The organism is Streptomyces sp. NPDC104814 (genome assembly GCF_055583185.1).
Window position 1 is genome coordinate 1 of sequence record NZ_JBVJOL010000023.1, and the last position, 3,692, is coordinate 3,692.

Sequence of the window (3,692 nt, forward strand, 5' to 3'; positions counted from 1 at the left end):
TCGAGTACGTCGACGAGGGCGAGAGTGACGGTCAGCAGGCCGTGAAGCTGGGAACCTGGCTCGACAACACACGACGCCGCGCCGACCGACTCAGCCCGGAACGCCGCACCCAACTCGACGCCCTCGACATGCACTGGTGACCGCCAAGCTGGCGTCAATCAGCTGGCGCGTACGTGTGGCGAGGCGCGGTAGTTGTCACCAAGGCATGCGTGCTGTCACCAGGACCACGGACGGCCAGTCCTGAGCTGGTTGTCGACCGCGACGCGATTTCAACTGTCCACTACCCCCGCTTCCCACTTGCGTCGGCGCAGTACGTGGTCGCTGAAGAGGTGTCGGCTCCGGTCGAGCAGTTCACCCACCTCCGCGTCGCCGCGACGCCCGTCCGGCGACGGGTGCCAGCGCTGTACTGACTGCGCGGCCCAGGTGCGCAGCTTGATATCGGGGTCCTCGAGCAGACCGACCGCCGCCCGTAGTGCCACGATGCCGCCGTGCGAGTCGAGCAGCCGGAAGGCTCCGACGCGGACGTGTCGCGGCTGCTCAAAGCTGGTGCGCTCCAATAGCCAGTCGGCGGGCAGTTCCTTGGCCGAGGGCAGCAGGGCGGCGGTGGCCTCGCGGACGACACTGGCTGCAGGGTCGTCGAGGAGCGGCCGCAACTGCTTCGCCTCCGCGCAGTCTAGTTCCCGCAGTCCTGCCACCGCTCGCGCCCGCACCGCGGCCGCCGAGTGTACAAGGAGCGGCCACAGCAGCCCGGCGTCCGCGCGGGTCCCGCACTCGGCCAGCCCGATGACCGCACCGGGCGGCAAGTGGGGGTCGTCTGGTGCCGTGCACCGCTCCCGGTACCAGGCTGCCGGGTCAACTCCATGCTGCCTTACGACATACCGGGCGCAAGCACGCACGAGCGCGGAACGGTCGCTGAGAAACGGCAGCGCCTGTTTTGGGCGCCCCGCCTGTCTCAGCGCGGTGACGCCAGCCGCACGGGTACGTGGGTTGCGTGCGGACAGCAGTGAAGGCAGCACACCCTCGTAGGCATCCTCATCCGCCAGAGAGCCGCCTGGGGGGCGCGGCCGAGCTCCCCACGACGTCCAGGGATCCTGAAGGCGCTGTTACAAGTCCGCGCCGGTTGTGGTGCCGGGAGCTCTGCGTGTGAGCGTGTGGCTGTGTACCGGACGGCGGCCCGCATGCTCAGGCCGAACAGCTCACAATCATCCGTGTGTCTGCGTGGGCGGCTTGGACCTCGTCAAGGAAGCGGTCGTCGCGCAGCGCGTGGCTGGAGGCGGGGTATTTCCGGTAGAGCCAGGGCTGGCTCACGGGTGTGGTCGACAGAGCCGTCTGGCTGGTGAGGAAGAAGTGGGTGTTGGCGGTGTGCGGCCGGCTCTGATGGCGGTGGGTGAGGTAGGCGGCCAGCTGGGTGCGGGCCGGTTCGGCGAGTTGCGAAGGTGCGGCCCGCCACGTGCAGACGGCCCGCGGGGAGGTCGCGGGCGTCGTTGCGGGTGAGGTGACGGATCTCGCCAGCGCGCAGGGCGTGGAATTGCTGGCGCGCGGCCGCGCTCCTGCACACGATCGCCCGCCTCGAGCCGCTCCCCCACCGCAACAGCCTCTTCGCCGCCTTCGTCGCCGCCCAGTACATGGACCAGTCCGGCGAAGGCATCGACCCGCCGTACGGCGCCCTGTCCGACCTCGTCAGGAAGGTCCGCGACACCCGGCTGAGCATCTACGCCGTCGCCGAAGCCCTGCGTTCCTGGCGCATCTGATCCAGGAGACGGCGGCAGCGGCCGCCCGCCTGCGGCGCCTTGCGGCCGGTCTGCGAGGATATCGGGCGGCCGTCCGCACCAAGACCGCCGCGCTGCGCGGGTCCGGGAACGCGCAGGCGGCGTCAGGCGGTCGGGGACGGGTCCAGTGGCCCGGCGGACGTGAGAGCGGAGTGGTGCGGGACGTGCCGGAGTACCCGGAGTACTTTGCGGCGGCGGCGTTCGCCGCGGGCGGCCTCGTGCATGCCGTGCTGGCACCGTACCGGTTCTCCACCGCTGTCCTGTTCTGTCTCGCGGTGACGTCTGCCGGACTCGGCGTCTGCGCCCGCAGCGCGGAGAGCCACCACACCCTCGCGACCGTGCTCGCCGTCGCCGCCCTGCTCGGGGCGCTCGCGCTGGGCCTGCTCCTGCTGGTCGACGCCGTCCTCCTGGTCCGGCGCTACGGACCGCAGACGCCGCTGCTCGCCACCGGTGCCGCCGGCTGCGCGGTGCTGACGGTGCCCGGCCTCGACATGGTGCTGCACCTGGTGGGCGGCGAGGTGGCGGGGGGTCTCATGGTCGCGGTGAACGCGGCCGCGGGATACCTCAGCCTGCTGTTCCTGGTGTTCACCGGATACGTGGTCGTCCGGGGCCGCAGTACCCCGCCGCCGGGGACCACCCACGTCGTCGTCCTGGGCGCCGGGCTCGACGGCGACCGGCCCGGCCCGCTGCTGCGACGCAGGCTCGAACGCGCCCTCGCGGTCGATGCCTCCGACGCACCGGACACGGATCCCGTGACGTTCGTCGTCTCGGGCGGCCAGGGCGACGACGAGGCCGTCTCCGAGGCAGACGCCATGGCCGACTACCTGCGCGCCCGCGGTGTGTCCTGCGACCGGATCGTACGGGAGGACCGCTCCGTCAACACCCAGCAGAACCTCCGCTTCAGCGCGACCCTCATGGACCGCGCCGGTCCCGGCCACCGTGCCACGGTGGTCACCAGCGGCTTCCACGTCTACCGCACCACCCTGCTGGCCCGCCGCGCCGGCGTCGCCGTCGACGTCATCGGCGCGCCCACCTCCCCCACGTACTGGCTCTCCGCGACCCTGCGCGAGTTCGCCGCCGTGCTGTGGCTGGACCGGCTGCCGCTGATCGGGCTCAGTCTGCTACTGGCGGTGCCCGTGGCGACGGCAGTCTTCGAGCGCTGAGCGAGTCCTCGCGCCCTTCGGTGACCCCCTCCTCGGCGTGCCGGTGCGATGAGTTCGCCGGTCGTCGGCAGTCTCCCCTGTACACGCACCTCCGTCGACCGAGCAGGGGCCGCGGGGCCGGAGGCGTGGCGGAGCGAGGGAGCCCACGACGCCCCAGCCGATTCGGCTGTACATGTCGATGTCGCTCGACGGGTTGATCGCCGGGCCGGACGACCGGCCAGGTCAGGAGCTGGGGCGGGACGGCGGACGGCTCTTCGACTGGCTCGACGCCCAGGAGTCCGACGGGCCGAGTGGCCAGGTCTACCGCGAGGCGCTGGCGACCGGCGCGCTGATCTCCGGCCGGCGGACCTTCGAGCTCGCCCGGCGCTGGCAGGGCGACCATCACGACGGCGTGCCCATCTTCGTCCTCACCCACCACGTAGACGTCGGTGACGAGTGCGCCCGGCCACGCGCGGTTCGTCACCGACGTCGACGAACCGAGCCGATCCAGTCGAGGTCGGGGTGCCGGTGCGGTACTTGAACGCGATCGCGTCGATCACCTGCCGATGATCTCGCCACCGCCCGCCCCGCTTCGGAGTCCGATCCGGCAGCAACGGCTCGATCCTCGCCCACTGGGCGTCAGTCAACGACACACTCAACCAACGATCAGATGATCCGAAGGAAACGCCCTAGGCCGTGTCCGCAAAGTGGTGCGCTCGTTGGTCTGTTCGTGGTGCGTCGTCATGAGCTGACCGATGAGTCGTGGGCGGTGATCGAGCCG

General features: G+C 71.1%; 2 protein-coding genes and 4 pseudogenes. 4 read left to right on the plus strand and 2 right to left on the minus strand.

The genetic code is table 11. From position 1 onward, the window contains the following. The first annotated feature begins 41 nt into the window (after positions 1-41). Positions 42-140, plus strand: a complete 99-nt coding sequence (locus ACZ64A_RS36820; protein ID WP_469816405.1) for a helicase associated domain-containing protein — start codon at positions 42-44, stop codon at positions 138-140. Between the two features lie 129 nt (positions 141-269). Here the strand turns inward: ACZ64A_RS36820 and ACZ64A_RS36825 are convergent. Continuing rightward, a pseudogene (locus tag ACZ64A_RS36825) lies at positions 270-1,046 on the minus strand (hypothetical protein); the annotation flags it as partial. Between the two features lie 486 nt (positions 1,047-1,532). On the opposite strand from ACZ64A_RS36825, the pseudogene ACZ64A_RS36830 reads away from it, so the two are divergent. From ACZ64A_RS36830 to ACZ64A_RS36840, 3 genes and pseudogenes are all read left to right on the plus strand, one after another. Further along, positions 1,533-1,751 (plus strand): annotated as a pseudogene (locus tag ACZ64A_RS36830) (toxin Doc); the annotation flags it as partial. 182 nt (positions 1,752-1,933) lie between these two features. Continuing rightward, on the plus strand, positions 1,934-2,932 hold the full coding sequence (locus ACZ64A_RS36835) for a YdcF family protein (protein WP_469816404.1): 999 nt from the start codon (positions 1,934-1,936) through the stop codon (positions 2,930-2,932). A gap of 172 nt (positions 2,933-3,104) precedes the next feature. Further along, positions 3,105-3,426: pseudogene (locus ACZ64A_RS36840) on the plus strand (dihydrofolate reductase family protein); the annotation flags it as partial. Between the two features lie 3 nt (positions 3,427-3,429). On the opposite strand, the pseudogene ACZ64A_RS36845 reads toward ACZ64A_RS36840, so the two are convergent. Beyond that, positions 3,430-3,570: pseudogene (locus ACZ64A_RS36845) on the minus strand (transposase); the annotation flags it as partial. Positions 3,571-3,692 lie beyond the last annotated feature (122 nt).